We start from the raw sequence: 25,037 nt of genomic DNA, 5'->3' as shown, positions 1-25,037 counted from the left end.
TAAATAAATATTTTTAGAATTTTTTCAAAATTATTATTCTATCTTTAATTTAGGTAAACTTAATAAAATACCGTTATAGTTATCTTCTTGTAATCCTTGAATTCGTGCATTATGTGCAGACACCACTTTGCTATTATTCAAGAAGATTACAGGCGGGTCTTCGCTTAATTCTTGATATAACTTTTTATAAATTTCTTTTCGCTTTTCAATATCCAACGTTTCTAATGCTTGCTTAGCTAATTCATCTACTTTCGGATTATAATATCCATCATAATTTCGTTTACTTGTTGAAACAAACTCTTCAATCGTTCCGCTCGGATCATCAATCATTGGCGTAGATACCATCGCTAAATCATAATCACCTTTTATCACTTTTGAAATCATCGTATTAAAGTCCATATATTCTGGGTTAAACTCTACACCCAACTTTTTATAATCTTCTTTCATCACAGGAATCATTACATCATTTATTTTACTTGCTGACGAGGCAAAATAACTTACTTTCAATTTTTGTCCATCTTTTTCACGAATTCCATCCGAACCCGCTTTCCATCCAGCCTCATCCAGTAATTTCTTCGCCTTCTCTAAATTATACTCATATTTATTAATGCCCTCTTCTGTATACGCCCATGAAACTGGCGTAATCGGTACATTAACGAGTGACGCATATCCTTGGAAATACGTATCAATAACCTTTTGACGCTCTAATCCGTAAATAAATGCTTGGCGGACACGTTTATCTTTAAAGTATGGCTTCTTATAATTCATTTTAATATAGCCATAAGAGCTTCCTGTATACACATTAATATTAGCAAAACCTAAATCTTTTAATTGCTCAATGGTCTCCACGTTTGTCGTAAAACCATCATAATCTACTTCTCCTGCTTGAAATTGTTGTAACTTCGTATCACCCTTTGTAATTTTATAAATAAAGTGCTCAATCTTCGGTTTTCCTTCAAAATAATTTTCATTTGCTACAAATCGAACCTCTTGACCAGGAATATATTTATCCAATTTATAAGCTCCTGCTCCCACCGGCTTTCCATATAACTCTTTTAAGTACTCCAAGTGTCCTTGTTTATACTCTCTCCCATAATAAGCTTTAGATATAACTTCTCCACCGATTAATGATAATGTTTGAGCATTTATCTTTTCAGTCGTAATCGTAATTGTTTTCGGATCAATGATTTGAATTCCTTCAATAGAGGTTGCCTTTCCTTCTTTATAAGCTTGCCCACCTTTTATTGCTGTTTGGCTTATATCAGTCGCACCACTATAAGTTGGATCATGTAATAACGTTAATGTAAATGCTACATCATCTGCTGTTAGCGGTGAACCATCACTAAACTTTAAATCATCTTTCAAATGGAACGTATATGTAAGCTGATCCTCCGAAATATCCCACTTCTTCGCTAATATTGGAATCGGTTTTCCTTCCCTATCGAGTCCAACAAGAGGGGCAAAGATAGCCTGCGTTATGTTACCATCCCATCCATTCTCCATAAAGTGCGGAAGGAATATCCCTCCAGGACTTGGCATTCCAACTACAAAAGTATCTTTTCTTTCTTTTACTTTTGTAGGACTTTTTGCTTTGTCGCTTGCTTTAATAAATTCATCTTTTACTTTTGGTACGTTCCCGGCTTCATTTGTACTTGCTTCCTCTTGACCACATCCGGCTAGTAATACTGACACACTAAGAAATGTAGCAAGTGCTCCTTTAAAAACATTTTTCATTGCACTCTCACCTTTACCTTCCTAATTTTTAAAGATGTAGGAACATAGGCCTCCTTTCTGTAACTATCTTTATTTTTCCTATAAAAATAGTATGAATTAATTTCAAGATTATTCCATTCCTTTAAGCATGTCAATCACTCTCTTTTATTTCTTATTAAAAAATTAAAAATTCACTTCTATTCGTTCCATATGAAACATAGACTACTAATAACCAATTACCAAAAAGGGGGCGAAAACATGGACAACCTATTCCAATACGTCCTGCACTACGTATTATTAACAATTATGATAGTCGGGGCTCTATTACTATTCCCATTCTTCCCAAAGTTCGTCCTCTTTTTAGCTTTTTTTATTATGCTCGGGATCGCTATTATCATTTCAACAAGGGAAGATACCACACAAAAAGAAAACAGAGTTCAGCGTGTAAAGCTGTAACTCTGTTTTTTTATTTTCAATCCTGATTCGCTGTTACACATACTTATGTCTCGGGAAATAAGTAACCAATCCAAAAAAATCCCTAATATCATTTATGTTTTACAATCTATGTAAATTACGGAACAACGATTTATCAAATTTACTGTTTCACGTGAAACACAATTTTTATTTTTTCTTAAAGTAAAATATCAGTATAAAAAAGCGAATCCCTTCAGAAAAAATGAAAAGAATTCGCTTTCTATTTTTTACTCCACAATACTCTCTAACTCATTATATAACTCCGCTCGTAACAACTCTTTCTTCGTTTTTTCTTCATACAATTGTTCAAGCATTTCAACATCAACTACATGTTCCATCTTACACTCAAGCATATATATATCCTCTTCTACATGCATTAACTCCGTTTCAATATCCTCAACATTCCTAACTTCTTTCTTTTTTACAGGAGCTGTTGCCATACTTTTTCTTCCTTGGCGTTGCTGCTTTATTACTTGTTTCTCGAGCTTTTCTTCCCACTTTTGACGAGCCCATGCGTAGTTCCCTGCAAACTCAAATAATTTATGCTCATCAATCCAATACGTCTTTTCAAATAACTTATTTAAAAAATAACGATCATGTGAAACAGCTAAAATCGTCCCATTATATTGCTCAAGAGCTTCCTCTAAAACTTCCCTTGATTCAATGTCGAGATGGTTTGTCGGCTCATCTAAAATTAAAAAATTGATATCTTGATACATAAGTTGCGCAAGTCTTAATCTCATTTTTTCTCCACCGCTCAGTTGCGTTACTTTCTTAAACACCGCTGGACCATAAAATAAAAACTTAGCTAATATATGTCTCGCTTCTCCCTCTGTTACAGCTACATATTCCCTGAAAGCCTCTAATACATTACTCTTCATATTTCCGTACGCATGCTGTGATAAATAACCGATTTTCACACTACTACCAATTCGAATTTCTCCAGCGTCTGGTTTTATTTCTTCTAATAATAACTTTAGTAGCGTTGTCTTTCCTGTACCATTACGGCCAACGATCGCCGCACGCTCTTGAAAACGAACATGTAAATTCGCTTCGTTAAATAAAGGATGGCCAGCAAAACCTTTACTCACTTCTTTCATTAAAACAACGTCTTTCCCACTTCTCTCTTGCCCTTCAAACTGAAGTCCCATTTGTTTTCGTTCTAAAATAGGTTTCTTTAGTTTCTCTATACGTTCCAGTGCACGTTCCATACTTCTCGCTCTCTTATGCAATCCTTCATTCGGAGGATTCGCCTGATTTGCCCATTCACGTAGTCGCTTAATTGCTTCTTTCATTTTCTTTATTTTCTTTTGCTGTTCTTGATAAGCCTGAAACTCCTGAAGCAACCGTTCTTCCTTTTCGTCAACAAACTGAGAATAGTTCGTATGATACACGTGAATCTCTCCATCTTCTAAATCAAAAATCTTCGTTACAACTTCATCAAGGAAATAGCGATCATGTGAAATGACCATAACTGTTCCATTGTATTCTTTTAAAAATTGCTCTAGCCACTCTACGGCAAATAAGTCTAAATGATTGGTTGGTTCATCTAATAGAAGTAAATCTGGTTTCTGCAATAGCATGTATGCAAGACTTACCTTTGTTTGTTCCCCACCACTTAACTCCAAAAATGATCGTGGAAATAGTTCTGTCACCTGTAGACCATTTGCTACCTTCATCATATTCGCTTCTATTTCATAACCACCGAGAAACGCAAACTTTTCTTGGATTACTCCGTATCTCTCCATTAATTTTTGTAAAGCAGATGGTTCCCGTTCTTCCGCCATATTTTTTTCTAAAGCACGCATTTCTCTTTCCAATTCCTTTTCTGTTTTAAAAGCGGAACTCAATACATCATATACAGTCATACCCTCATCAAATTTCGGAATTTGTGCCACATGACCAATACGTGTACCTTTCTTCATATGAATGGCTCCTGCATCCAAACTTTCCATTCCAGTTAGAAGCTGAAAGATTGTTGTCTTCCCACTACCGTTACGACCAACTAATCCAACACGTTCACCATTCTTTATTTCAAGCGATATATTTTCAAATATGATGTTTCCACCAAAAGATTTCGTTACATTATTCACACTACAAATTGTCATTTTCCGTACTCCTTTCAATATAAAAAACCATGGGAAAGAAACATTCCCCATGGTTTTCGACATAGAAAAAGGAAGCCAAATAGCTCCCTTTTCACACGTTTATTAAAAATGGGTGAAGAGATTTCTATCGTTCAATAGCTACTATGCAATTGTTAAAAAAGGACAGACGTATCCCGTTAACAACTACATCATGAAAAATCGCACGACAAAAATAGATATAATCTAAAAATTTGGCACGTGCAGCTAAAGAACGTTTCATCTCATTCACCTCTTTCGTACGGAATTTAATACTTACTTCTTTATTATACTTTCCCATTTCATGTTTGAATAGTCATTTTTCTGAAAATAATGAAGATAGACTAAACATTTCAATAAGTGACATCAAATCTTACAAAACTGTTATGTTCACGTAATGGAAAGCGATAGTACGAAAAGATGCCTCCCTATACAATAAAGATGTAAACAAGAGAGCCAAACAAAAGGAGGAAACGATCATGATGAAAGAAATCGTAAAAGCAATCTTTGAGGTATTAGTGAACGGACAAGCAGTTGTAAAAGAACTAAATGAACTATAAAAAGGAGTGAAGGAATATGATGAACATGGTAAAAATGATTTTACATGCTCTAGTTGATGCAAAAGCAGTTAGCCAAGAATTAAACCAACAATAAAAAAGGGGTAAATGAATATGAAGAAAGCCATTATTGTAATCGCAAGTACAGCAATTGCCTTATACACAATAAAAAATAGAAAAAAGAAACCTAATAAAAATGATTTATATTATCCATACACATTATTAAAGAAAAAATAAAAGACAAGGTACCCTATTGTAATGAGGATATCTTGTCTTTTATTTTTCCTATTCCTTTTAAAGGATTTCCTTCTCCTTTTCCCAAATGTATTAAGCGGGATTTTTACACATATTTTAAAGGGGCATATATACAAATGGATACACAACAACTATACTTTTTAAACGATATTGGCAAACAAAAACCAGAAAGCATTCGGAATAGAAGCGCTGCATGTCCTTTTTGTGACAGAGAAAATTTAACGGATATTTTAGCAACTGAGGGCTCAATTATTTGGCTAAAAAACAAATTCCCTACATTAAAAGATACATTTCAAACGGTGCTAATCGAAACCGATAATTGTAAAGACCACATTGCGACATATACAGAAGAACATATAAGATCGCTAATTCGTTTCTCCATTAAACATTGGTTAGACTTACAGAAGAATGAAGAATTCACATCTGTGATTTTATACAAAAATCACGGTCCATTCTCAGGCGGGAGTTTGCATCATGCACACATGCAGATTATCGGAATGAAATATGTAGACTATCTCGGTAACGTAGAACAGGACAACTTCCGAGGAGTCATTGTACAAAAAAACGAACGCATTGAACTCAATATTTCAGATCGTCCTATTATCGGTTTTACTGAATTTAATATCATCATTGAAGATATCGGGTGCATAGATGAACTAGCAAATTATATTCAGCAAACTGTACGTTACATACTGACAGATTTCCATAAAGGATGTAGTAGTTATAACTTATTCTTCTATTACTTAAACGGAAAAATCATTTGTAAAGTTGTTCCTAGGTTCGTCGTTTCACCATTGTATGTAGGATATAAAATACCGCAAGTTTCTACAAAACTAGAAGACGTAAAAATACAACTAGCGGCGTACTTCACGAGCGAAAAAGATGCAATTATTCATAAAAAAACAGAGTAGGTATAGAAAACCTACTCTTTGATTACACCTTTATTTCGATAGTACACATCTTCTAAGCCGATGTTATACTTCATGTTATTATCCGTCCACTCTGGACCCAGATTCCCTGGCCATCCAGATGTATTTGCTACATATTTTAGTAATTCAAAATCCGTCAAACCTTTTTGCACCCCGCGCTTATACCCTTTCATTAAATGTGGCATTGCAATTTGCGCATTTGCGCGCGGATCTTTCAACTCTTCATCAGTTAAATGGTCTGGTGCAAGCCCGCCGCCACGGTGCAATTGAAACAATCCGAATGAAGTTCCGTTATCTCCAACACTTCTTGGATTTAACCGGCTTTCATGTTCGGCAATTGTAAGAGGTATCCATTCTGGAAGATTGACTTTCTTTGCTTCCTCTATAATAATTTGTTTCATTTGTTTTGCTTCTTCTGAGTCAACATAGCTTGTCTCATTCACTAACTTGCCCATTCCTTCAGACTTTCCTTGGAAATATAAGTACACCCCAAGAACAACTAAAAATCCCACAAAGAATTTCTTCACTACCACTACCTCTTTCTCCGCTGAAATTTGTCCCCTTTCAGCCTTCTTCCCTTTACAATTACCCACATTCTATCATTCTCTTACCCTTTTATCATAGCAAATAACTATATATATTATCATCATGCTTTAGACCGATTTTGTGAAAAAACAGCTGGTAAATACGTGCAAAAATGTAACTTTCATAGACTACAACGTATTTCTTGTATATAATTGTAAATTGAACTCTACATATAGAATAGGAGCAGACCAAATGAAAAAGTGCATAATACTCTTGTTCAGCATTTTACTACTTATCCCTATCCACACCTCTGCACAAACATCATCAAAACCAAAAGTACTTGTTTTATACAGTACAAAAGACGATAAAATTACAAATAATATTCAAATTCTTAATACCCAATTAGGACATTTTACAAACGATATAACTACGAAAAGTTTAAAAAAGGCTAATGAAATTACTAATTCATCTTCTTATACACATATTGTTTATATCGGTGAACAAAAAGAAGAGTTTCCTATTGAAACAAAGCAACTTCTAGAAAATTTCTCAGGCCCAGTATTAGTTTTAGGACAAAATGTTGAACAATTATCTCATCGCTTTTCTTTCATTACCCTAAAGGCTGATGATATACGAGTTAATAAAATCGAATATCCAAGCCATAAGCTTAAAAACACTTTAGAAGAGGAACGATTGGTTCAATCTTTTGATACAAACGGAACTGTTCTTGCTAACGCTTTAAGCTCAAATAGCAAGAGCCCACTAATCGTTCGGCACGAAACATCTTATTACGTTGCAACGTCAAATCTCTTTGACTGGATGTCTCATTATGTCGGCGAAATGTTATTTTCTTACTTTGGACAAAAGCCAACGACAAATAAAGTAGAGGCTTATTTACGTCTTGAGGACGTTCATCCAGCCGCAGATACAAATCAATTAAAAGAAATTGCTGAATTACTAAAAGAGAAAAAGATTCCTTACATGATCACTGTTATTCCTGTATATACAGATCCAGATACAGGTAAAACACTGCATTTAAAGGATAAACCCGAACTAGTCGATCTTTTACGCTCTATGCAAGATGATGGTGCAGCAATTATTATGCATGGTTATACGCATCAATTTTATGATAGTGAAACTGGGGAAGGTTTTGAATTTTGGGACGTAAAAACAGATCAACCAATTCGTCAACCGAAGCATGAAAAACCAAAAACAAAAGATGACTTCCCTAATGTCGAAGCATATAATGCATATGTAAAAAAAGGGGAAGAGTTTGAAGAAAAGTATACGACTGATCATATTGAAAAAGGTATTCAAGAACTTGTAGATGCCAAACTATATCCTGTCGCATTTGAAGCACCTCATTACACGATGTCTCAAAAAGGATATGAAATATTATCAAGGTACTTTTCAACTTATGTAGGACAACTACAGTTAAGTGATACAACTTGGAAATCCATGCACTCACCATTCTATACAAGTACCCCATCATTTTTACACGGAATGAAATTAATGCCTGAAACAGTTGGCTTTATTGAAGAAGATAAGCCACATGCTATTGCAAAGATGAAAGAACGTGCTGTATCTGTTGCTAAATTATCCGATGGAGTTATTGGTGCATTCTATCATCCTTACTTAGGTGTGAAACCATTAAAAGAAGTATTAAAGGATCTAGAAAGCATTCCAAATATAGAATGGATTGATTTACAAAAAGAAGCAAATGAAGTGAAAATGCAAGATATTCATATTACTACTAATAAAGACGGCATTCACGTTGAAAAACCAACAAGCGCAAGCGATGTAATGGATTATATAAAACAATATGGATTCTTCCTTATACTTGGTTTCTTCATCATTGTCTTTCTATTGTTATTAAGACGTGGGAAAAAATTAGAATCTTAATACAAAACCACCAAGCATTTTGCTTGGTGGTTTTTTAACTTAAACTAAAACGTGGCATGTTATTAATAACCCATTGATTATTTTCATAATAAAAAGGATAAGAGTAACGCTCCTATCCTTTCAAATAAAATTGAATCGTATTTTCATATATCGTTTTCGCAACCTTATTAACAGATACGTTTTTTATAACACTAATTTCCTTTAATACCTCTCGAATCATTCTCGGATGCGTCATAACATCCTCGTGAAATTCCCACGGTCCATCTGTTTCTACCATCATATATTCAAGTGGATAATACGAAACAATTTTTCTAATTTTGTCCTTATGTACAACATCTGGTGTGATAGAAATATAATAACCGTTCCTCATCATCCGTTTCATTGTTGTTTCACTTCCTTTAAACCAATGAAAGTGTGCACGTGAAACTTTATATTTCTCTAGTAAATCACATACAATATCAGCATCTTCATACACTGCATGCAATATAATGGGTAAATCATATTTACTAGCTAGTTCAACAAATCGTTGTAACACTGATATATATGATTTGATAGCAATACGCTCATCTTCTTTTCTTAAATAATACGGTAAGCCTACTTCACCAATCGCAACTATGTCTTCTACATGCTCTTCAATTAATTTATAAATTTGCTCACATTCTTCTTTATGAATCGGTTGCTCCGGATGAAAACCTATTGCTGGATGTACAAAAGGATATCGCTTTGCTAAAGATAAAGTTTCTTTACATGATTGATAATTCATAGATACCGCGATAAGCCCCTGTATCTCTTTACTATGTTCCACATCTTTAAGTAATCTACTTTTTTCTTCATCCTTATATTGGTCAACATGTATATGACTATCAATCCATTTCATCTTTATTCCCCCATAAAAAAAACAAGAAAGGATCTCCCTTCTTGTTTTATCATCTATATTATTTAACAATTAAGTTTGTTATGATATCAAATAATCCAATACATACTACGGCAACAGTAAAGTAGCTACAGAAATCTTTAATTGGAAACTTCACTACTTCTTCTTTACGCATCCCAATTTTCTCCCTTCTTACTATATCCCTAATTATTTTATCTATTATGCAAAAAATATGACAAATTTACTATCGAATTAACTTACGTAAACCTTACAATGTTGTAAGGTTTATAAAAAGAGCCTCATCTAAATACAGATGAGGGCTATTAAAAAGTAGTTGGTTTTTCATTCTTCATTAATATTACAAACAGAAAGTAATACAGTGAGACTTTCTAATTACACTATATGAAATTCACTATCTTTTAACCATCGAATTACATTACAGAAGACTTACATGTTTGTAAGCTATGTGTAATGTAATTCGATAGTTTCTCTTACCTATATCTCGTACACTAAAGTTAGAAAGCAAGCCAAATAAGAAGAACACTCACATAACCAAATTACATTGCTAGTAGCTACTCTTCTTATACCTTTCACTCATGCTACTACAATGTACCCCCTTCCCCTTTATATAACAAAAAGAGCCTTAGTCCATATTGACTAAGGCTCTTTCATGAACCCTAAAATACCCCTACCTAGTATTTTTATTTTCGACAAAAAATAGGTGGGGGTATAATCTGCTATCTCATCGTTAAAAGTTTACTCTTCGCATTAATAGGAATATTTACAGCTTCAATTTCTTCAATCGCCTCTCCGTAGCGTCCTTTTGCATACACCTTTAACGCTTCATCTCTCTTTAACATATGCTTAACAGTCTTCTTTATTTTTTGTTCTCTTCCACGTTCGTCAAATGCAATAAATTCATATTCATACCACTCATCACCAATATGCTGACCAATTGTATTCACGACCGTATAGTATTCTTTCGTCTTATAAAATGGATTATATTTATCGATAACTGGTCCAAGTTTCGTAGGCAGTAACATTACTACTATCACTATCATCGCTATTATAGTAGTGATCATTTTTTTCTTCATAATCAATCTTCCTCCTCTGCAGGATATATATACATCCATTTTAAAAAGAAGGAATAAAATCTACTATTGAATCTCATTACATTACACTTACATTATTGTAAGAATTAAAAAAGGTGAACGAATTTACTCGTTCACCTTTTAGCTCGCTTTAAAGCCACCGCCAAGTACATCGCGTACATCATGAATAACAACGAAAGCATCTTCATCTACTCGACTAATAACCTGCTTTAACTTAACAAGCTCTTGTTTATTTATAACAACATATAACACTTCTTTATTTTTACCAGTATATCCGCCGCGTCCTTCTAATACAGTGACACCGCGTGTCATGTTTTTCGTAATAGTTTCACGGATTAAATCCGGTTGATTTGAAATGATTGTAACAGCTGTTTTTGTATCCATTCCTTCTACAATGAAATCAATCACTTTCGCTCCGATGAATACTGCAACAAGTGTGTACATTGCTTTTTCTTGCCCTATTATAAATACAGAACCAGCAATTACCACAATATCAATAATAAGTACGCCTTTACCAACGCTCCACCCTAAATATTGATTGGCTAACCGAGCTAAAATTGCCGATCCTCCTGATGTACCTCCAGCTTTGAACATACAGCCTAATCCGACACCGACAAATAAGCCAGCGAATAGAGCTGCTAATAACGTATCACTATTTACATGATACTCAATATGTTCCGTAACATATAAAAACAAGGATGTTTCTACAATCCCTAAAATTGTATAAACCATCGTTTTCTTATCAAAAAATTTATAACCAATAGCTAGTAAAATTGCATTTATAGCAAAGTTTACAATCCCCGGTGACCAATCAAATAAATAGTACGTAACAACCGTTAAACCAATAATTCCACCCTCTGATAAACGGTTTGGAATTGCAAAGTAATTAATACCAATTGCGAATAATAATGAACCAATTGTAATTAGTGTTATTTCCTTTATACGTTGATTAACCATAGTTCATACCTCCCCCCATTTGACATTGTATCACTATCTCCTAGAGGTTTAGAAGTTGTTTTTATTGCGCATTTTTACTCTTACAGATCGGGATATTATGTTTAAACAAAGGGGTGATTAATTATTCATATTCGCTCTAACTGTACGGACAAATCGCTCCACATTCCCCTTCTGAATATACTTAGCTCGAATGGTTTCATGATTACAAGTACATTCGAAATGCGGACGAAAATCTATGCTATCTATATGCAAATATGAATAATCTTTAAATGTTGCAGGATAGTATGGAAATTTCCCATAAAAGAGAAGACGTCTAGTAGTAGCAGCAAAAATCCCTTGTTGATACGATAGCGTAAAATTATCCTTCTCAAATATCCCTACGACAAAAGCCAAAATCTTTTCATCATCCTCTATATGCTTTTTCATACTCAATAAAAGTTCATTCATGCATATCCCTCCAAATACTATTCTTGAAAAGAATCCATGGATTATTACAGACCGGTGTAACTCCTTTATAAAGTATGAAACGCGTTTCCTGTCAAAGATATTTCAAAAAAATAATCCGTTATGCAATTTACACATAACGGATTAAAACTAAACAGTAGAGCGTTCCACAAGTTCGTATGGAATTTCCACCTTTTCTTGTTTAGAACTCTCACCACTTATTTGCCTATAAAATATTTCAAAAGCCTTTTTACCTATCTCCTTTAAATTTTGATCAATGGTTGTAAGTTGTAACACTTGCGAAATAGGTTGATTATCAAAGCCAATAATCGCTAAATCCTCAGGAACTTGAATACCTAATTTTTCAGCTTCTGTCATAACCCCAATCGCAACTTCATCTCCTGCTACTATTAATGCTTCGGGAAGATGCTGCATCCCCTTTAATTTATGAGCCACTTTCACACCATCTTCTAATGTAAAACATTCTGTAAAAATCCATTCTTCATTCACTTCTTCATCTATAGATTGCAATTGCTGTTTATAAACATCAAAACGCTTTTGACTACTCGGACCTAATTTCCTCCCCGTACAATAACCAATTTTTTTATAACTTTTCTCAATCAAATAATCCATTCCTAATTGAAAAGCTGCCGAATGATTCGTATATACACTTGAGATATTTGAAATATCATTATCTTCACAAGCAACGATTGTCCCATAGGAAGCATACGGCTCTATCGTTTCCCAATCATTCGCACGAGAACAAATAATAAGGCCATCCAATTGTTTTGTTTTTAACATATGTAAACTTTTCATTTCTTCTTTTTTATTATAATTCGTTTGGCAAAGTAGCACTCTGTAATTATGAGCTAACGCCACCTCCATCATCCCGCCCACCATCGCATCAAAACATGGATGATTAATATACGGTAAAATTACACCAACAATATTCGTTTTCCCTTTTGATAAATGAACGGCATTTGCGTTTTGTGAGTAATTCAACTTCTCAACTATCTCCATAACCGCTCTCCTTTTTTCTTCACTTACATATGGGTGATCATTCAACACTCTCGAAACAGTTGTAACTGAAACTCCCGCCATCTTTGCAATATCTTTAATATTGGCCATACACTCACCTCTACTTTTAACTTAATGAATTCCACGAACATATGTCAAACTTTCTCATCATTACACCTTCATTCGTTTTTCTTACAAAAGTGTAATTTTCCTGTAAGCTAATTCGATAGTTACTCTCCTCAATATTTCATACAATTAAGTCAGAAACAGGACAACAACTATTCGAAAGGGAGCGGATTCATATGATGAACAAAATGAAATCAAACAATTTTTTAAATACAATGGGCATGGTATTTTCCGCTCTAATCGATGCTAAAGCTGTTGCTTCTACATTAAACAAGTAAGGAGAATGCATCATGAATAACATCACTTTTAACAAATTAGATTTTTTAGGACTAGCTAGTGGCTCTCTTCTTCTTACTGCTTTTATTTACGCCGCTACGCTTGTATAACTTTTGTGTCCCCTTTCCCCTTTATTATAAATAGTAATAGAAAAGACGACCGTCTATGCCCGGTCGTCTTTTCTTACTTTTGATTTGATTGCAAAGTTTCCTTTAGCTCATCAAACTTCTCATTTAATTGATCTGTCATCATTTTCATAGCTGTCTTTCGATCTATTTGTTCTTCAGCATCAATTTGAATTGGGTCGCCAAAAATTAATTGTGCCTTTTTCCCTTTTATTAATTCTTTTACACTTGATGGACCAACATAAGCTGCCGGTACTAACGGGACATTAGAACGCAATGCAATCGTAACAGCCCCAGCTTTTAATGAAACGTCTTCTGTTGATCGTGTCCCACTCGGAAAAATCCCTACTACTTTCCCTTCTTTTAATAGGCGTGACGGAATTTTGAGTGTACTCGGTCCTGGATTCGCACGATCTACAGGGAATGCATTCACATTTTTAAAGAACCAATTTTTGAACTTCCCTTCAAATAACTCTTTTTTTGCCATGTAATGAATTTGGGTCGGGTACATCCCTGTGGCTAACATTAATACATCCATAAAACTTGTATGTGTACATGCAACAACATATGGGCCACCTTCTGGTAACTTTTCTCTTCCTTGCACTTCTACTTTCCCAGCTGTTTTAAATATATATTTCAACAAAAATGTAATTGGTTTATACATTTGTTTCGTTCCTTTCTGAATATCCGAATTATAATCATTTTCTTATAACGATTATAACACTAAGTTTTAGGAGTTGGTAATAATTTTAAGTATTAATTGTTACATTTCAATTCTTACAAAAGTGTAATTTTCTTGTAAGCTAATTCGATAGTTACTTCCCCAAATATTTCATACAATTAAGTCAGAAAGAAACAACAACTATTCGAAAAGGAGCGGATTCATATGATGAACAAAATGAAATCAAACAATTTTTCAGATACAGTGGGCATGGTATTTTCCGCTCTAATCGATGCAAAATCTGTTGCTTCTACATTAAACAAGTAAGGATAATGCATCATGAATAACATCACTTTTAACAAATTAGATTTTTTAGGATTAGCTAGTGGCTCTCTTCTTCTTACTGCTTTTATTTACGCTGCTACGCTTGTATAACTTTGTGTCCCCTTTCCCCTTTATATAGAAAAAGACGACCGTCTATGCCCGGTCGTCTTTTTACATTTTTCTTTCTTTCAATTCTTTTAAAAGCTGTATCAGCTCAGCTTGTTGTTTTATCTTTTTACGACCATTTCGGTTAATTGCTGCAAGCTCGCAGGCAACCCCGACGGCGAAGAAAAACAATAAACTTTCTAACATGTGAAATCCTCCAATTGCCTATTAAACAGCTTGACGTAATTGCTCTTCTTGTAAACTTCGCTTGTTTATATTTTCTTCTTTTCTCTGACAAACGTTATTGCGAATAAGTGCTGCAATAACAAGTAAAGTCCCTATAATATCAAACATTGTTATTCGATATCCTTGCATCATCATAATAACCAAAGTCGTGATTGGTACAAAATTAATAAATAAAATCCCATTAATGGACGATAAAATTTTCACACCATAGTTCCAAGCAAGTAACGCTACGATACCTGGTAATGTCATCATAAACAATAAATCATATTTCACGATAGAAATCGTTCCCATACTCGGAACCGATACGTATCCAAACGATGTAATGATTACAGTTATAATCCCTGTGACAGTCGTACCGAATACACACGTCAACGTAGAATAACGTAATGTTGACCAATCGCTACACGTTTGACCACCCATCGTATAAATAACCCAACCTACAACCCCAACAAATATAAAGGCCAGCGAAAACATGTTATCTTTCAATGTTAAAAAGAAACTCATATCACCTTTCGTAATAACGAATACAGCCCCTACAAAAGCGATAATCATGCTCGTTATCATATACTTTTTCGGTTTTACATGCTTATATCCCCATAGAATACAAATAGAAATCATCGGCATCAGTGCTTCCATAATGGAGGCTACCATCACACCTGATTTTCCCATTAACATTTGACCTAAAAATATAAGTACATTATATACAGTAAACGCCATCGTTCCGAAAAAGACGAGTAACTTTCCTCTTCCCTCTAAACGAAATGCCTGTTTTCCTTCTTTCATTAACAACAATACAATCAGTACGATTGCCACCGCTCCATAGCGAATAAGCGAAAAATAAAATGGATCTATGTATTCTAGCGCATGATCAGCAACCGGAAACATTGCTCCCCACGACATACTTGCAATTAAACACGCTAAAGCCCCTATTATCATTTGACCTTTTTTCACCACAATCCCCCACTTCTTTCTATTTGCACAAAGAGAATTGTAAAAGAAAAAATATATCACGTAAAATGATTCAAAATGATGTTAACTATCACTTATAATGATAGTTAACATCAAGGAGGAGCATAAAATGGAATTAAGAGACTTACAAATCTTCCAAAGCGTTGCCGAACAAGGCAGTGTAAGTAGCGCAGCAAAGGAATTAAACTATGTACAATCAAATGTCACCGCGCGTATTAAACAACTAGAGAACGAACTAAAAACACCGCTCTTTTATCGTCATAAACGAGGCATGACTTTAACAGCTGAAGGAAGAAAAATGCTCGTTTATGTTAATAAAATTTTGCAAGATGTTGACGAGCTAAAACAAGTATTTTTAGATAGTGAAACTCCCTCTGGCATATTAAAAATCGGTACAGTCGAAACAGTAAGTACATTACCTACCATTTTATCTTCTTACTATAAACGCTATCCGAATGTCGATTTATCATTACAAGCGGGTCTAACAGAAGCATTGATTAGAGAAGTACTTGATCATCAATTAGATGGTGCCTTTATATCAGGGCCTATTAAACACCCACTAATTGAACAATACGATGTTAGTACAGAAAAATTAATGCTTGTAACACAAAATAAAGCTTTTCATATAGAAGAATTTACAACAACGCCCCTACTCGTTTTTAACCAAGGATGTGGATACCGTTCCAAACTAGAACGATGGCTTAAAGATGAAGGTTTGCTCCCAAAAAGAATTATGGAATTTAATATATTAGAAACGATATTAAACAGTGTTGCACTCGGCCTTGGAATTACACTCGTACCACAGTCTGCTGTCCACCATCTTTCTAAAGCTGGTAAAGTACATTGTCATGCAATCCCTGAAAAATATGGTAGTATTTCAACGGTTTTCATACGCCGTAAAGATAGTTATATGACGAATTCAATGCGTAGCTTTTTAAAAACAATTGAAGAGCATCATCATATCAATATGCTTTAAAAGACATTCTTACATGAATGTCTTTTTTTCTTACAAAAATGTAAGTCTCCCGTAAGCTAATTCGATAGTTGCAGGCGATCATATTTCCTATAATTAAGACATAAAGCAGGGCAACAACAATTCGAAAAGGAGCGGATACGCATGATGAACAAAATGAAATCAAACAAATTTTTACATACAATGGGCATGGTGCTATCCGCACTTGTCGATGCAAAAGCTGTTGCAACTACATTAAATAAATAAATAAATAAATAAGGAGAGATTATAATGAACAACATTACATTTAACAAATCAGACTTTATCGGACTTGCAAGTGGAGCGACTCTTCTTACAGCCTTCATTTACACACTTGCTCAAGGTCTTGTTTAATACTTTGTTTCCCCAAACCCCTTTATATATAGAAAAGGCTGCTCGTCTTATAGACAAGCAGCTTTTTAGTTTGTCCCGCTTTAATGGGCAGTAAGACCCCCACCTCAAAATTCAGCGAAAGCAAAGAAGTTAGGTGGGGGTCGGGCTGCCCATTAAAGTCCGATTGGTGAGGGCTGATAATCAGTGGGGGATGAAGAAAACCCCCACTGATTAAAGTTTCACTTTATTTCATATATAACTTGACCTGTTTTCGTCATATCGTATCCGCCAATCGCTTTTAATTCATTATGAAATTCTTCCGATTGCAGAATATCTTTCACGACTTCGATCAGCTCTTCATTTTCTTTATTCTTCAAAATCACTAAATCATACTGTTCTTTCATGATTGGAATAAAGTCTACATTTACAATCTGTGAAAACTTTTCTGAACCTACTCCTACGTCAGCTTTTCCATTTGCGACTTGCGTGGCAACACCAAGATGATTCGACTCTTCCCATTCATATCCACTAATACGCTCTTTATTTAATTTTTGAATGCGCAATTGTTCATCCACTAACACCCTAATGCCAGAACCTTTTTCTCGATTTACAAATCGTATAGATGATTGAGATAAATCAGCCCATGTTTTTATATTTTTCGGATTTCCCTTTTGCACATAAAACCCAACGTTTCTTGCTAATAAATTAATCATCGTACATGGTTGTCCCACTAAAATACGTTTTACATACGGAACATTATATGTACCTGTTTCTCCATCAAACAAATGCAAGCTAACGATATTTCCTTCTCCTTGATACATTTTTACTAAACTCGTTAAACTACCTTGATATGCCCTTAATATGTTTGAACTTGGCAGGCGATTTTCTATACGTTTTGCCAACATATCTAACGTTAGTTCTTGTCCGCTAATAATACATGTATCCAAGCCCCTACTATCTTCGCTCTTTACAGGAGTACCTTGTATTTTCCCTGTTTTCATTTGCTTTATATATTGTTCTAAATCTGTTGCATCAATGCGCATCTGTCTACCAATTCTATAAGAAGGAAGTTCTCCTTTTTTAATTAGATCGTATACAGTTAATTTTGATACCTTTAATCGCTTCGCTACTTCTTCCGTTGTGTAGGAATGATGATCCATAGACGATTCCTCACTTTCTTCATTCATTGTAACAAAGAAAAGAATATTTCTCCTATATTAAAAAACAACTATATCGTTCAAATTATATTCAATTATAACTAATTATATCTAGTTATAATTAGTTATAATTGAATATATCAAAACGAAAGGGGATTTTTTTATGAACAAGTTTACATTACGATCCATCGGAGCACTTATACTTTCTTTTCTTCTTATATTTAGTGCCGCATGTACAAGCGGCGAAAAGAAAGAGAAATCAACTGCTAAAGAAGGAAAAGCAGTTGAACTTACTATATCAGCAGCTGCAAGCTTACAAGATGCACTAAAAGAAATTGAAACACAATATAAAGAAAAAGAACCTAATATTAAACTTTCTTTTAACTTCGGTGCTTCTGGTGCACTTCAACAACAAATTGAACAAGGCGCGCCTGCTGATTTATTCTTCTCAGCAGCCGAAGATAAATTCCAAACTCTTGTAAAAAAAGGATTCATTAATGAAAAAGAAGGGAAAAATCTTCTTGGAAATGAACTTGTTCTAGTTATCCCAAAAGATAGTTCTCTTACGAAAATTCAAGATTTAAAAGATGAAAAAATTAAGAAAATCGCACTTGGTACACCTGAATCTGTACCCGCGGGAAAATACGCAAAGGCTTCTCTCATACATGAAAATCTTTGGAATGACATTCAAAATAAAATCGTATTTACAAAAGATGTTCGCCAAGTGTTAACATATGTAGAAACAGGTAATGTCGATGCTGGTATTGTATACAAAACAGATGCTCTTATTTCAAAAAAAGTAAAGATTGGTGAGACAGCAGCAGCTACTTCGCATGAGCCAATCCACTATCCTTTAGGTGTTATAAAGGAATCTAAGCATAAGAAAGAGGCGACTTCATTTTATGAGTATTTGCAGTCAAAAGATGCACAATCTATCTTTAAGAAATATGGATTTACAGTCCTATCATAATTGCTATGAGCTTTGATGCCCTTTTGTTACCGATCTTTCTATCTTTACGAGTAGCTGCATGCGCCACCATTATCGTTACAATTTTAGGGACGATTATCGGGCGAGCGCTAGCACGCTTCTCATGGAGATATAAAATAATATTAGAAACTATTTTCTTATTACCAATGGTACTTCCACCAACTGTAATCGGCTTTTTTCTCATTATCATTTTTGGAAATAATAGTCCCATTGGAACATGGATAGAATCAATATTTCAGCAGTCCATTATGTTCACATCTACTGCTGCGATCATCGCTTCTACAGTTGTTGCATTTCCACTCATGTATCAATCAGCAAAAACGGGATTTTCTATTGCAAATATACAAATTGAAGAAAGCGCTCGTGACCTTGGTGCAAGTGAATTTCAAGTCTTTCTACACGTTACACTTCCGCTGGCATTTCCTGCCTTACTAAGCGGAATGATTTTGAGCTTTGTTCGTGCGCTAGGGGAATTTGGTGCTACGCTCATGTTTGCCGGAAATATTCCTGGTAAAACACAGACTATCCCAACTGCAATTTATATGGCAATTGATGCAAGTAATATGCAGCTCGCCTGGACACTTGTAGTTATCACTATCAGTTTGTCACTCCTATTTCTGCTATGTATTCAGCTTATCAATAAAAGAATTACTAACTCTTAAAGCAGCTTTTTTCGAAGCTGCTTCTTTATTTCTTAGGAAATAAAATATACCATCGGGAAATAACTGAATTTTACCTTTTATTAAAATATACATTTTATTTGAATTCACTTTCTAAAATAGGCAATTTCCTGTTATTATATGGAGGTGTTTCAAAAAATGAAGAAATGAAAACGCATTTATATCGTGAATTCTTCATCCTGTTTTAGCGATCGGTAATCTTCTACTCTAGTAGTGGGGCATTACCGATCGTTAGAACGATATGTAATTATATTGGTATAGAAAACCGAAGGGAGTCTTGTAATGGACATTTTATTAGCGCTTCTTCCTGCAATTGCATGGGGAAACATCTTATTAGTAAGCGTAAAAATGGGCGGTGGTGCATATAGCCAAACGGTAGGTATGACAATCGGTGCTCTATTCTTCGCAACAATTATGTATGTATTTACTCAACCAGCTTTAACAATGACAGTCTTGATTGTTGGTTTTATTTCAGGTTTATTCTGGGCTTTAGGACAAGTAAACCAATTAAAAACAGTTGAAAAACTAGGTGTTTCAACTACTGTAACGATTTCTACTGGTATGCAACTTGTTGCAACTTCTATCTTTGGGGTTATCGCTTTCCGTGAGTGGACTACTACAACAACGATTGTTCTGGGAACGATTGCAATCCTATTAATCGTAGTTGGTGTTGTATTCACATCACTAGATGACAAAGAAAATGCACAGCCACCAGGACAATTGAAAAAAGGACTTCTTACTTTAATTGTTTCTACTTTCGGTTACCTTGTATATGTAATTATTATTCGTTGGTATAATATCGATGGTTGGTCTGCTATTTTACCACAAGCAGTTGGTATGTTTGTTGGTGCGGTTGTATTGACATCTAAACATAAACCATTTAACAAATATGCAATCCGTAATGCTTTATCTGGTTTACTATGGGGAACTGGAAACTTATTCTTACTTCTTTCATTACCACGTGTCGGAGTAGCAACAAGCTTCCCATTATCTCAAACTGGAATCGTTATCTCAACATTCGGTGCGATTGTCTTCTTAGGTGAAAAGAAAACAAAACGTCAATTGATCTTTATTGCACTAGGTAGTGTTTTAATTATCGGCGGCGCTGTATTGTTAGGTATGACAAAAGCATAAACTTATAATCTATTAATCCCTGAAGCAGTTATGCTTCAGGGATTTTTTATTACAACTATTTTTTAAGTATAATAATTTTTATAACCTTATTTATATTAACCCTCCTCCCTCCATTTCCATCCTTTTCACAATAAGTCTTTTCTTTTTACAAAATTCTCTTAAAGATGGTATCGTTTTTTATAACATATCTTCACTAGAAAGGAATAAAGGATATGCTAACTAAACATCGAATTCTATTTATTGGTGCTGGTCGTATGGCAGAAGCTATATTTTCCGGATTACTTAAAACAAGCAAAGAATACATCGAAAAAATTATCGTTTCTAACCGCAGCAACGTAGAAAAGCTAGAACAATTACAAGGACGATATAATGTGTCTATCACAACAGATTGGAAGCAGCATGTTACATCTGTTGATACGATTGTTTTAGCAATGCCGCCTTCTGCACATGAAGAATTATTAGCGGAGCTATCTCCGTTACTATCGAATCAACTTGTCGTAACGGTAGCTGCTGGCATTGGTCCATCTTATTTAGAAGCTAGACTCCCTAAGGACACGCCTGTTGCTTGGATTATGCCAAATACAGCTGCTGAAATTGGGAAGTCAATCTCCTTATATACAACAGGACAATCAGTAAACGAGATGCATCAAGAAACCTTGCAACTGCTTTTAAGAGGCATTGGTACTTCGCAACTTTGCACTGAGGAAGAAGTTCATCAGCTTACTGCAGTTACTGGAAGTGCACCAGCTTTCCTTTATTACTTTGCTGAAAGCTTGGTTGAAGCAACAAAAAGTTATGGCGTCGATGAAGCAACCGCAAAACACCTTGTCATTCAAATGATTTCTGGATCTGCTTCTATGCTTGAACAAACGCAAGATCCGGCTAACCTCCGCGAACAAGTAACAACGCCAGGTGGTTCCACAGCTGAAGGTCTCAAAGCTTTATATGAATATAATTTTTCAGAGGCGGTTCAAAAAGCAGTAGAAGCAACAAACAAAAAAGCTAGGGGGAAATAATATGAGTTTAACAAGTTTAAAAGACTATACTACATTACATAACGGTGTAAAAATGCCTTGGTTCGGTTTAGGTGTTTTTAAAGTAGAAGATGGTTCAGAAGTAATTGAGTCTGTAAAATCAGCAATTAAAAATGGCTACCGCAGCATCGATACTGCAGCAATCTATCAAAACGAAGAAGGCGTTGGACAAGCGATCCGTGAAGCAGGTGTTTCACGTGAAGAATTATTTATTACATCAAAAGTATGGAATAGCGATCAAGGATATGAAACAACACTTCAAGCATTTGAAACTACATTAGAAAAATTAGGTCTAGAATATTTAGATTTATATTTAGTACATTGGCCTGTAAAAGGGAAATATACTGAATCATGGAAAGCGTTAGAAAAACTTTATAAAGATGGCCGTGTTCGTGCTATCGGTGTGAGTAATTTCCACATTCACCACTTACAAGACGTATTTGAAATCGCTGAAATTAAGCCAATGGTCAATCAAGTGGAATACCACCCACGTTTAGCACAAGAAGAATTACACGCTTTCTGTAAAGAACATAACATCCAGCTTGAAGCTTGGTCACCATTAATGCAGGGACAACTACTGGATAACTCCACATTACAAGACATTGCGACAAAATATAATAAATCAACTGCACAAATTATTTTACGCTGGGATTTACAAAATGAAGTTGTAACAATCCCTAAATCTATTAAAGAACATCGCATTATTGAAAATGCAAATATATTCGATTTTGAATTAAGTGCTGATGACATGAAAGCAATTCAAGCTCTAAATGAAGATCGTCGCGTTGGTCCAGATCCAGATAACTTTGACTTCTAGTAGAAAAACCACTGCCATATGCAGTGGTTTTTCTCGTTAAATAAAACTGAAAATTTAAACTATATTTCAATTGGTTGACACTTCATCATCCAAGGTGTAAGATTTTGAATTATCAAAGAAACACAAAAATTAATAAAATTTATTCGTTTACTCATTGTATCAAGAGAGGTGGAGGGACTGGCCCTTTGAAACCTCGGCAACAGGTTCATTTTGAATACTGTGCCACTTCCTGCAAGCATTGTGCTTGAAAGATAGAATGAGGGACTTCGTTTATATACGGGTGCATAACTTGTACGTAAAAATCCCTCTTTCTCAATATGAAAAGAGGGATTTTTTATTTTTCATTTCCCTCATCATCATCCAAACTTAATTATTTAGGAGGAAAATCAAATGAAAAAGAAGTTTGTACCCGGTATTGCATCAGTTGTAGGAGTAAGTATTTTATTAACTGGTTGCGGTAGTTATAAAAACGAAGCAAGCGGAGCAAATGCAAAAGACGAGGTGCCTAGTAAACAGGTTTTAAACTTATCTTCACCTACTGAAATACGAACAATGGATACAGCTCGTGCTACAGATACTGATTCTGGTCAAGTAATGAGAAACGTATTTGAAGGTTTGTATAATCTTGGTGAAGGTAACAAACCTGTCCCTGGCGTTGCGAAATCTCATGAAGTAAGTGGCGATAAAACGAAATACACATTCCACCTGCGAGATTCAAAATGGTCAAACGGCACTTCTGTCACAGCAAAAGATTTTGTCTTCGCTTGGCAAAGAGCTGTCGATCCAGCAACAGCCTCTGAATATGCATTTCTATTCTTTGATATTAAAAACGCAACAAAAATTAACAACAAAGAACTTCCAGCCGATCAACTTGGTGTAAAAGCAATTGATGACCATACGTTTGAGGTAGAATTGGAACGTCCTGTTCCGTACTTTATAAGCTTAACAGCGTTCCCAACATTTCTACCAATTAACGAGGAATTCTTTAAAGCACAAGGTGATAAGTATGCCTTAGAAGACAATACAATTTTGTACAACGGAGCTTTTACACTAAGCGATTGGAAGCATGAGCAAAGCTTTAAATTTAAGAAAAACCCTACCTATTGGGATAAAGATACTGTCAAACTGGAAGAAATCAATTTTAGCGTCGTAAAAGAAAAATCTACAGAAGTAAATTTATTCGAGTCAAAACAATTAGATCGTATCAAACTAACATCTGACTTCGTTGATAAATATAAAAAGGATGCTAACTTTAAAGAACGGCCAAACGTAGGGGTACAGTTTCTACGTATGAATCAACAAAACAAAGTACTTCAAAACGTTTCTGCACGCCAAGCAATCGATCAAACAATTGATCGAAAATCCTTTGTACATACGTTATTAAATGACGGCTCTACACCAACCTCTAGTCTCGTGCCGAAAAACTTTGCAAAAGGACCTGACGGAACAGACTTCCGTGCTGCAAACGGCGATTTAACAAAGGTTGATACAAAATCTGCTCAAGAATTATGGAAAAAGGCAAAACAAGAGCTTGGTTCTGAAAAGATAACATTAGAATTATTAACAAGTGATGCTGACCTTGATAAGAAAACTGGTGAGTTCTTAAAAGGACAACTAGAAAAGAATTTAGATGGATTAACAGTAAATGTGAAACCACAACCACGTAAACAACAAGTTTCACTTTTATTAAAAGGTGACTACGAAATTGGAATTGACGGCTGGAGCCCTGACTTTGCTGATCCAATTACATTCCTTGAGCTATTTACAACGAATAACCCTTACAACTTAGATCATTACTCTAATAAGGAGTTCGATGAAACAATAGCAAAAGTGAAAACAACTTTAGCCGGTGATGAAAAAGCTCGCTGGGAAGCATTACTAGCATCCGAGAAAATATTATTTAAAGACTCTGTTATCGCTCCTCTTTACCAAAAAGGCGAATCTTATTTAGAACGTTCTTATGTGAAAGGAATTGTGCAAGTAGACTTTGCAGGTCAATTAAACTTCAAATGGGCCAAAATTGAAAAATAAAGCGAAACTTTAATCAGTGGGGTTTTCTTCATCCCCCACTGATTATTAGCCCACACCAATTGTTTTTTTAGCAAAACATATTAAAAGCAGATTCCCTAATGCGAGGAAATCTGCTTTTTTAATATATTATTCTAAGAAATTAACAATCTATTTTTATT

At 34.8% G+C, this 25,037-nt stretch carries 27 protein-coding genes and 1 riboswitch; of the genes, 14 read left to right on the top strand and 13 right to left on the bottom strand.

From position 1 onward, the window contains the following. Positions 1–33: 33 nt before the first annotated feature. Positions 34–1,734: an ABC transporter substrate-binding protein gene (locus JDS99_RS14790; RefSeq protein WP_199695290.1), complete on the bottom strand. Its 1,701-nt coding sequence runs from the start codon at positions 1,732–1,734 to the stop codon at positions 34–36. A 237-nt stretch (positions 1,735–1,971) separates the two neighbouring features. On the opposite strand from JDS99_RS14790, the gene JDS99_RS14785 reads away from it, so the two are divergent. Further along, positions 1,972–2,169, top strand: a complete 198-nt coding sequence (locus tag JDS99_RS14785; protein WP_000369258.1) for a hypothetical protein — start codon at positions 1,972–1,974, stop codon at positions 2,167–2,169. A 245-nt stretch (positions 2,170–2,414) separates the two neighbouring features. On the opposite strand, the gene abc-f is transcribed toward JDS99_RS14785, so the two are convergent. Together abc-f and JDS99_RS14775 are read right to left on the bottom strand one after the other, a co-directional pair. Further along, positions 2,415–4,295, bottom strand: a complete 1,881-nt coding sequence (gene abc-f / locus JDS99_RS14780; protein ID WP_199695289.1) for a ribosomal protection-like ABC-F family protein — start codon at positions 4,293–4,295, stop codon at positions 2,415–2,417. 124 nt (positions 4,296–4,419) lie between these two features. After that, on the bottom strand, positions 4,420–4,554 hold the full coding sequence (locus JDS99_RS14775) for an RAxF-45 family protein (RefSeq protein WP_046956655.1): 135 nt from the start codon (positions 4,552–4,554) through the stop codon (positions 4,420–4,422). Between the two features lie 421 nt (positions 4,555–4,975). On the opposite strand from JDS99_RS14775, the gene JDS99_RS14770 reads away from it, so the two are divergent. Then, positions 4,976–5,104: a spore coat protein B gene (locus tag JDS99_RS14770; RefSeq protein ID WP_141555521.1), complete on the top strand. Its 129-nt coding sequence runs from the start codon at positions 4,976–4,978 to the stop codon at positions 5,102–5,104. 134 nt (positions 5,105–5,238) lie between these two features. After that, positions 5,239–6,033 carry a DUF4931 domain-containing protein gene (locus JDS99_RS14765; RefSeq protein WP_242475737.1) on the top strand — a complete coding sequence of 265 codons (795 nt, stop codon included), beginning with the start codon at positions 5,239–5,241 and terminating at the stop codon, positions 6,031–6,033. 11 nt (positions 6,034–6,044) lie between these two features. Here the strand turns inward: JDS99_RS14765 and JDS99_RS14760 are convergent, their stop codons facing one another. Continuing rightward, positions 6,045–6,578 carry a transglycosylase SLT domain-containing protein gene (locus JDS99_RS14760; protein ID WP_199695287.1) on the bottom strand — a complete coding sequence of 178 codons (534 nt, stop codon included), beginning with the start codon at positions 6,576–6,578 and terminating at the stop codon, positions 6,045–6,047. 250 nt (positions 6,579–6,828) lie between these two features. Between JDS99_RS14760 and JDS99_RS14755 the strand changes: the two genes are divergently transcribed. Next, complete coding sequence (locus JDS99_RS14755; protein WP_199695286.1) at positions 6,829–8,478, top strand: DUF2334 domain-containing protein; 1,650 nt, start codon at positions 6,829–6,831, stop codon at positions 8,476–8,478. 112 nt (positions 8,479–8,590) lie between these two features. Here JDS99_RS14755 and JDS99_RS14750 read toward each other — a convergent pair whose 3' ends face one another. The 5 genes from JDS99_RS14750 to JDS99_RS14730 all read right to left on the bottom strand — a co-directional run bounded on the left by JDS99_RS14750 (position 8,591) and on the right by JDS99_RS14730 (position 12,993). After that, entirely contained in the window at positions 8,591–9,355 is a 765-nt protein-coding gene (locus JDS99_RS14750) for a TatD family hydrolase (protein ID WP_199695285.1), read from the bottom strand. Positions 9,356–10,089: 734 nt separating this feature from the next. Beyond that, positions 10,090–10,446, bottom strand: a complete 357-nt coding sequence (locus tag JDS99_RS14745) for a YxeA family protein (RefSeq protein ID WP_098134913.1) — start codon at positions 10,444–10,446, stop codon at positions 10,090–10,092. Positions 10,447–10,584: 138 nt separating this feature from the next. Next, positions 10,585–11,421 (bottom strand): YitT family protein, encoded by an 837-nt coding sequence (locus JDS99_RS14740; RefSeq protein ID WP_000248044.1) that lies wholly within the window; start codon positions 11,419–11,421, stop codon positions 10,585–10,587. A gap of 117 nt (positions 11,422–11,538) precedes the next feature. Then, entirely contained in the window at positions 11,539–11,868 is a 330-nt protein-coding gene (locus JDS99_RS14735) for a PH domain-containing protein (RefSeq protein ID WP_060486406.1), read from the bottom strand. 147 nt (positions 11,869–12,015) lie between these two features. Continuing rightward, on the bottom strand, positions 12,016–12,993 hold the full coding sequence (locus tag JDS99_RS14730; RefSeq protein WP_199695284.1) for a LacI family DNA-binding transcriptional regulator: 978 nt from the start codon (positions 12,991–12,993) through the stop codon (positions 12,016–12,018). Between the two features lie 305 nt (positions 12,994–13,298). Here JDS99_RS14730 and JDS99_RS14725 point away from each other — a divergent pair, with 305 nt between their 5' ends. After that, positions 13,299–13,394 (top strand): DUF3948 family protein, encoded by a 96-nt coding sequence (locus JDS99_RS14725; RefSeq protein WP_001060007.1) that lies wholly within the window; start codon positions 13,299–13,301, stop codon positions 13,392–13,394. A 73-nt stretch (positions 13,395–13,467) separates the two neighbouring features. On the opposite strand, the gene JDS99_RS14720 is transcribed toward JDS99_RS14725, so the two are convergent. After that, positions 13,468–14,073 carry a lysophospholipid acyltransferase family protein gene (locus JDS99_RS14720; RefSeq protein WP_000277788.1) on the bottom strand — a complete coding sequence of 202 codons (606 nt, stop codon included), beginning with the start codon at positions 14,071–14,073 and terminating at the stop codon, positions 13,468–13,470. A 336-nt stretch (positions 14,074–14,409) separates the two neighbouring features. Between JDS99_RS14720 and JDS99_RS14715 the strand changes: the two genes are divergently transcribed. After that, positions 14,410–14,505 carry a DUF3948 family protein gene (locus JDS99_RS14715; protein WP_001060007.1) on the top strand — a complete coding sequence of 32 codons (96 nt, stop codon included), beginning with the start codon at positions 14,410–14,412 and terminating at the stop codon, positions 14,503–14,505. A gap of 60 nt (positions 14,506–14,565) precedes the next feature. Here the strand turns inward: JDS99_RS14715 and JDS99_RS14710 are convergent, their stop codons facing one another. Both JDS99_RS14710 and JDS99_RS14705 read right to left on the bottom strand, forming a co-directional pair. Next, positions 14,566–14,706 (bottom strand): YrzO family protein, encoded by a 141-nt coding sequence (locus JDS99_RS14710; RefSeq protein ID WP_000894064.1) that lies wholly within the window; start codon positions 14,704–14,706, stop codon positions 14,566–14,568. Between the two features lie 21 nt (positions 14,707–14,727). Further along, complete coding sequence (locus tag JDS99_RS14705) at positions 14,728–15,696, bottom strand: DMT family transporter (RefSeq protein WP_048542927.1); 969 nt, start codon at positions 15,694–15,696, stop codon at positions 14,728–14,730. A 127-nt stretch (positions 15,697–15,823) separates the two neighbouring features. Between JDS99_RS14705 and JDS99_RS14700 the strand changes: the two genes are divergently transcribed. Further along, positions 15,824–16,690 carry a LysR family transcriptional regulator gene (locus JDS99_RS14700; RefSeq protein WP_046960213.1) on the top strand — a complete coding sequence of 289 codons (867 nt, stop codon included), beginning with the start codon at positions 15,824–15,826 and terminating at the stop codon, positions 16,688–16,690. A 267-nt stretch (positions 16,691–16,957) separates the two neighbouring features. Further along, positions 16,958–17,059, top strand: coding sequence for a DUF3948 family protein (locus JDS99_RS14695; protein WP_001060018.1), 102 nt, complete (start codon positions 16,958–16,960; stop codon positions 17,057–17,059). A 218-nt stretch (positions 17,060–17,277) separates the two neighbouring features. Here the strand turns inward: JDS99_RS14695 and JDS99_RS14690 are convergent, their stop codons facing one another. Next, the gene (locus tag JDS99_RS14690; protein WP_088121124.1) at positions 17,278–18,225 is read right to left on the bottom strand and encodes a helix-turn-helix transcriptional regulator; all 948 of its coding nucleotides are present in this window, start codon (positions 18,223–18,225) and stop codon (positions 17,278–17,280) included. 133 nt (positions 18,226–18,358) lie between these two features. Between JDS99_RS14690 and modA the strand changes: the two genes are divergently transcribed. The 6 genes from modA (at position 18,359) to JDS99_RS14660 (ending at position 24,879) form a co-directional block, all read left to right on the top strand. Further along, positions 18,359–19,165, top strand: a complete 807-nt coding sequence (gene modA / locus JDS99_RS14685; RefSeq protein ID WP_088061718.1) for a molybdate ABC transporter substrate-binding protein — start codon at positions 18,359–18,361, stop codon at positions 19,163–19,165. Positions 19,166–19,170: 5 nt separating this feature from the next. Beyond that, on the top strand, positions 19,171–19,845 hold the full coding sequence (modB, locus tag JDS99_RS14680; protein ID WP_199695283.1) for a molybdate ABC transporter permease subunit: 675 nt from the start codon (positions 19,171–19,173) through the stop codon (positions 19,843–19,845). Between the two features lie 300 nt (positions 19,846–20,145). Beyond that, positions 20,146–20,997, top strand: coding sequence for a GRP family sugar transporter (locus JDS99_RS14675; protein WP_000353549.1), 852 nt, complete (start codon positions 20,146–20,148; stop codon positions 20,995–20,997). A 212-nt stretch (positions 20,998–21,209) separates the two neighbouring features. Then, positions 21,210–22,013: a pyrroline-5-carboxylate reductase gene (gene proC, locus JDS99_RS14670; protein ID WP_088121120.1), complete on the top strand. Its 804-nt coding sequence runs from the start codon at positions 21,210–21,212 to the stop codon at positions 22,011–22,013. 1 nt (position 22,014) lies between these two features. Further along, positions 22,015–22,848 carry an aldo/keto reductase gene (locus JDS99_RS14665; RefSeq protein ID WP_088061710.1) on the top strand — a complete coding sequence of 278 codons (834 nt, stop codon included), beginning with the start codon at positions 22,015–22,017 and terminating at the stop codon, positions 22,846–22,848. 153 nt (positions 22,849–23,001) lie between these two features. Then, a riboswitch (SAM riboswitch) is annotated at positions 23,002–23,106 on the top strand. 132 nt (positions 23,107–23,238) lie between these two features. After that, positions 23,239–24,879 carry a peptide ABC transporter substrate-binding protein gene (locus JDS99_RS14660; RefSeq protein WP_199695282.1) on the top strand — a complete coding sequence of 547 codons (1,641 nt, stop codon included), beginning with the start codon at positions 23,239–23,241 and terminating at the stop codon, positions 24,877–24,879. Positions 24,880–25,037: the final 158 nt, after the last annotated feature.

Origin of the sequence: Bacillus cereus group sp. N6, from assembly GCF_016483705.1 — a bacterium.
In the GTDB taxonomy this organism is placed as follows: domain Bacteria; phylum Bacillota; class Bacilli; order Bacillales; family Bacillaceae_G; genus Bacillus_A; species Bacillus_A wiedmannii.
Note: the sequence above shows the minus strand (reverse complement) of the source record. Positions and strands in the feature narration are given on the sequence as shown.

Excerpts from the sequence above, each read along its gene's own strand:
- JDS99_RS14790 (WP_199695290.1), bottom strand. The coding sequence starts at position 1,734 with ATGAAAAATGTTTTTAAAGGAGCACTTGCTACATTTCTTAGTGTGTCA.
- JDS99_RS14785 (WP_000369258.1), top strand. The coding sequence starts at position 1,972 with ATGGACAACCTATTCCAATACGTCCTGCACTACGTATTATTAACAATT.
- abc-f (WP_199695289.1), bottom strand. The coding sequence starts at position 4,295 with ATGACAATTTGTAGTGTGAATAATGTAACGAAATCTTTTGGTGGAAAC.
- JDS99_RS14775 (WP_046956655.1), bottom strand. The coding sequence starts at position 4,554 with ATGAAACGTTCTTTAGCTGCACGTGCCAAATTTTTAGATTATATCTAT.
- JDS99_RS14770 (WP_141555521.1), top strand. The coding sequence starts at position 4,976 with ATGAATATGAAGAAAGCCATTATTGTAATCGCAAGTACAGCAATTGCC.
- JDS99_RS14765 (WP_242475737.1), top strand. The coding sequence starts at position 5,239 with ATGGATACACAACAACTATACTTTTTAAACGATATTGGCAAACAAAAA.
- JDS99_RS14755 (WP_199695286.1), top strand. The coding sequence starts at position 6,829 with ATGAAAAAGTGCATAATACTCTTGTTCAGCATTTTACTACTTATCCCT.
- JDS99_RS14750 (WP_199695285.1), bottom strand. The coding sequence starts at position 9,355 with ATGAAATGGATTGATAGTCATATACATGTTGACCAATATAAGGATGAA.
- JDS99_RS14745 (WP_098134913.1), bottom strand. The coding sequence starts at position 10,446 with ATGAAGAAAAAAATGATCACTACTATAATAGCGATGATAGTGATAGTA.
- JDS99_RS14740 (WP_000248044.1), bottom strand. The coding sequence starts at position 11,421 with ATGGTTAATCAACGTATAAAGGAAATAACACTAATTACAATTGGTTCA.
- JDS99_RS14735 (WP_060486406.1), bottom strand. The coding sequence starts at position 11,868 with ATGAATGAACTTTTATTGAGTATGAAAAAGCATATAGAGGATGATGAA.
- JDS99_RS14730 (WP_199695284.1), bottom strand. The coding sequence starts at position 12,993 with ATGGCCAATATTAAAGATATTGCAAAGATGGCGGGAGTTTCAGTTACA.
- JDS99_RS14725 (WP_001060007.1), top strand. The coding sequence starts at position 13,299 with ATGAATAACATCACTTTTAACAAATTAGATTTTTTAGGACTAGCTAGT.
- JDS99_RS14720 (WP_000277788.1), bottom strand. The coding sequence starts at position 14,073 with ATGTATAAACCAATTACATTTTTGTTGAAATATATATTTAAAACAGCT.
- JDS99_RS14715 (WP_001060007.1), top strand. The coding sequence starts at position 14,410 with ATGAATAACATCACTTTTAACAAATTAGATTTTTTAGGATTAGCTAGT.
- JDS99_RS14710 (WP_000894064.1), bottom strand. The coding sequence starts at position 14,706 with ATGTTAGAAAGTTTATTGTTTTTCTTCGCCGTCGGGGTTGCCTGCGAG.
- JDS99_RS14700 (WP_046960213.1), top strand. The coding sequence starts at position 15,824 with ATGGAATTAAGAGACTTACAAATCTTCCAAAGCGTTGCCGAACAAGGC.
- JDS99_RS14695 (WP_001060018.1), top strand. The coding sequence starts at position 16,958 with ATGAACAACATTACATTTAACAAATCAGACTTTATCGGACTTGCAAGT.
- JDS99_RS14690 (WP_088121124.1), bottom strand. The coding sequence starts at position 18,225 with ATGAATGAAGAAAGTGAGGAATCGTCTATGGATCATCATTCCTACACA.
- modA (WP_088061718.1), top strand. The coding sequence starts at position 18,359 with ATGAACAAGTTTACATTACGATCCATCGGAGCACTTATACTTTCTTTT.
- modB (WP_199695283.1), top strand. The coding sequence starts at position 19,171 with ATGAGCTTTGATGCCCTTTTGTTACCGATCTTTCTATCTTTACGAGTA.
- JDS99_RS14675 (WP_000353549.1), top strand. The coding sequence starts at position 20,146 with ATGGACATTTTATTAGCGCTTCTTCCTGCAATTGCATGGGGAAACATC.
- proC (WP_088121120.1), top strand. The coding sequence starts at position 21,210 with ATGCTAACTAAACATCGAATTCTATTTATTGGTGCTGGTCGTATGGCA.
- JDS99_RS14665 (WP_088061710.1), top strand. The coding sequence starts at position 22,015 with ATGAGTTTAACAAGTTTAAAAGACTATACTACATTACATAACGGTGTA.
- JDS99_RS14660 (WP_199695282.1), top strand. The coding sequence starts at position 23,239 with ATGAAAAAGAAGTTTGTACCCGGTATTGCATCAGTTGTAGGAGTAAGT.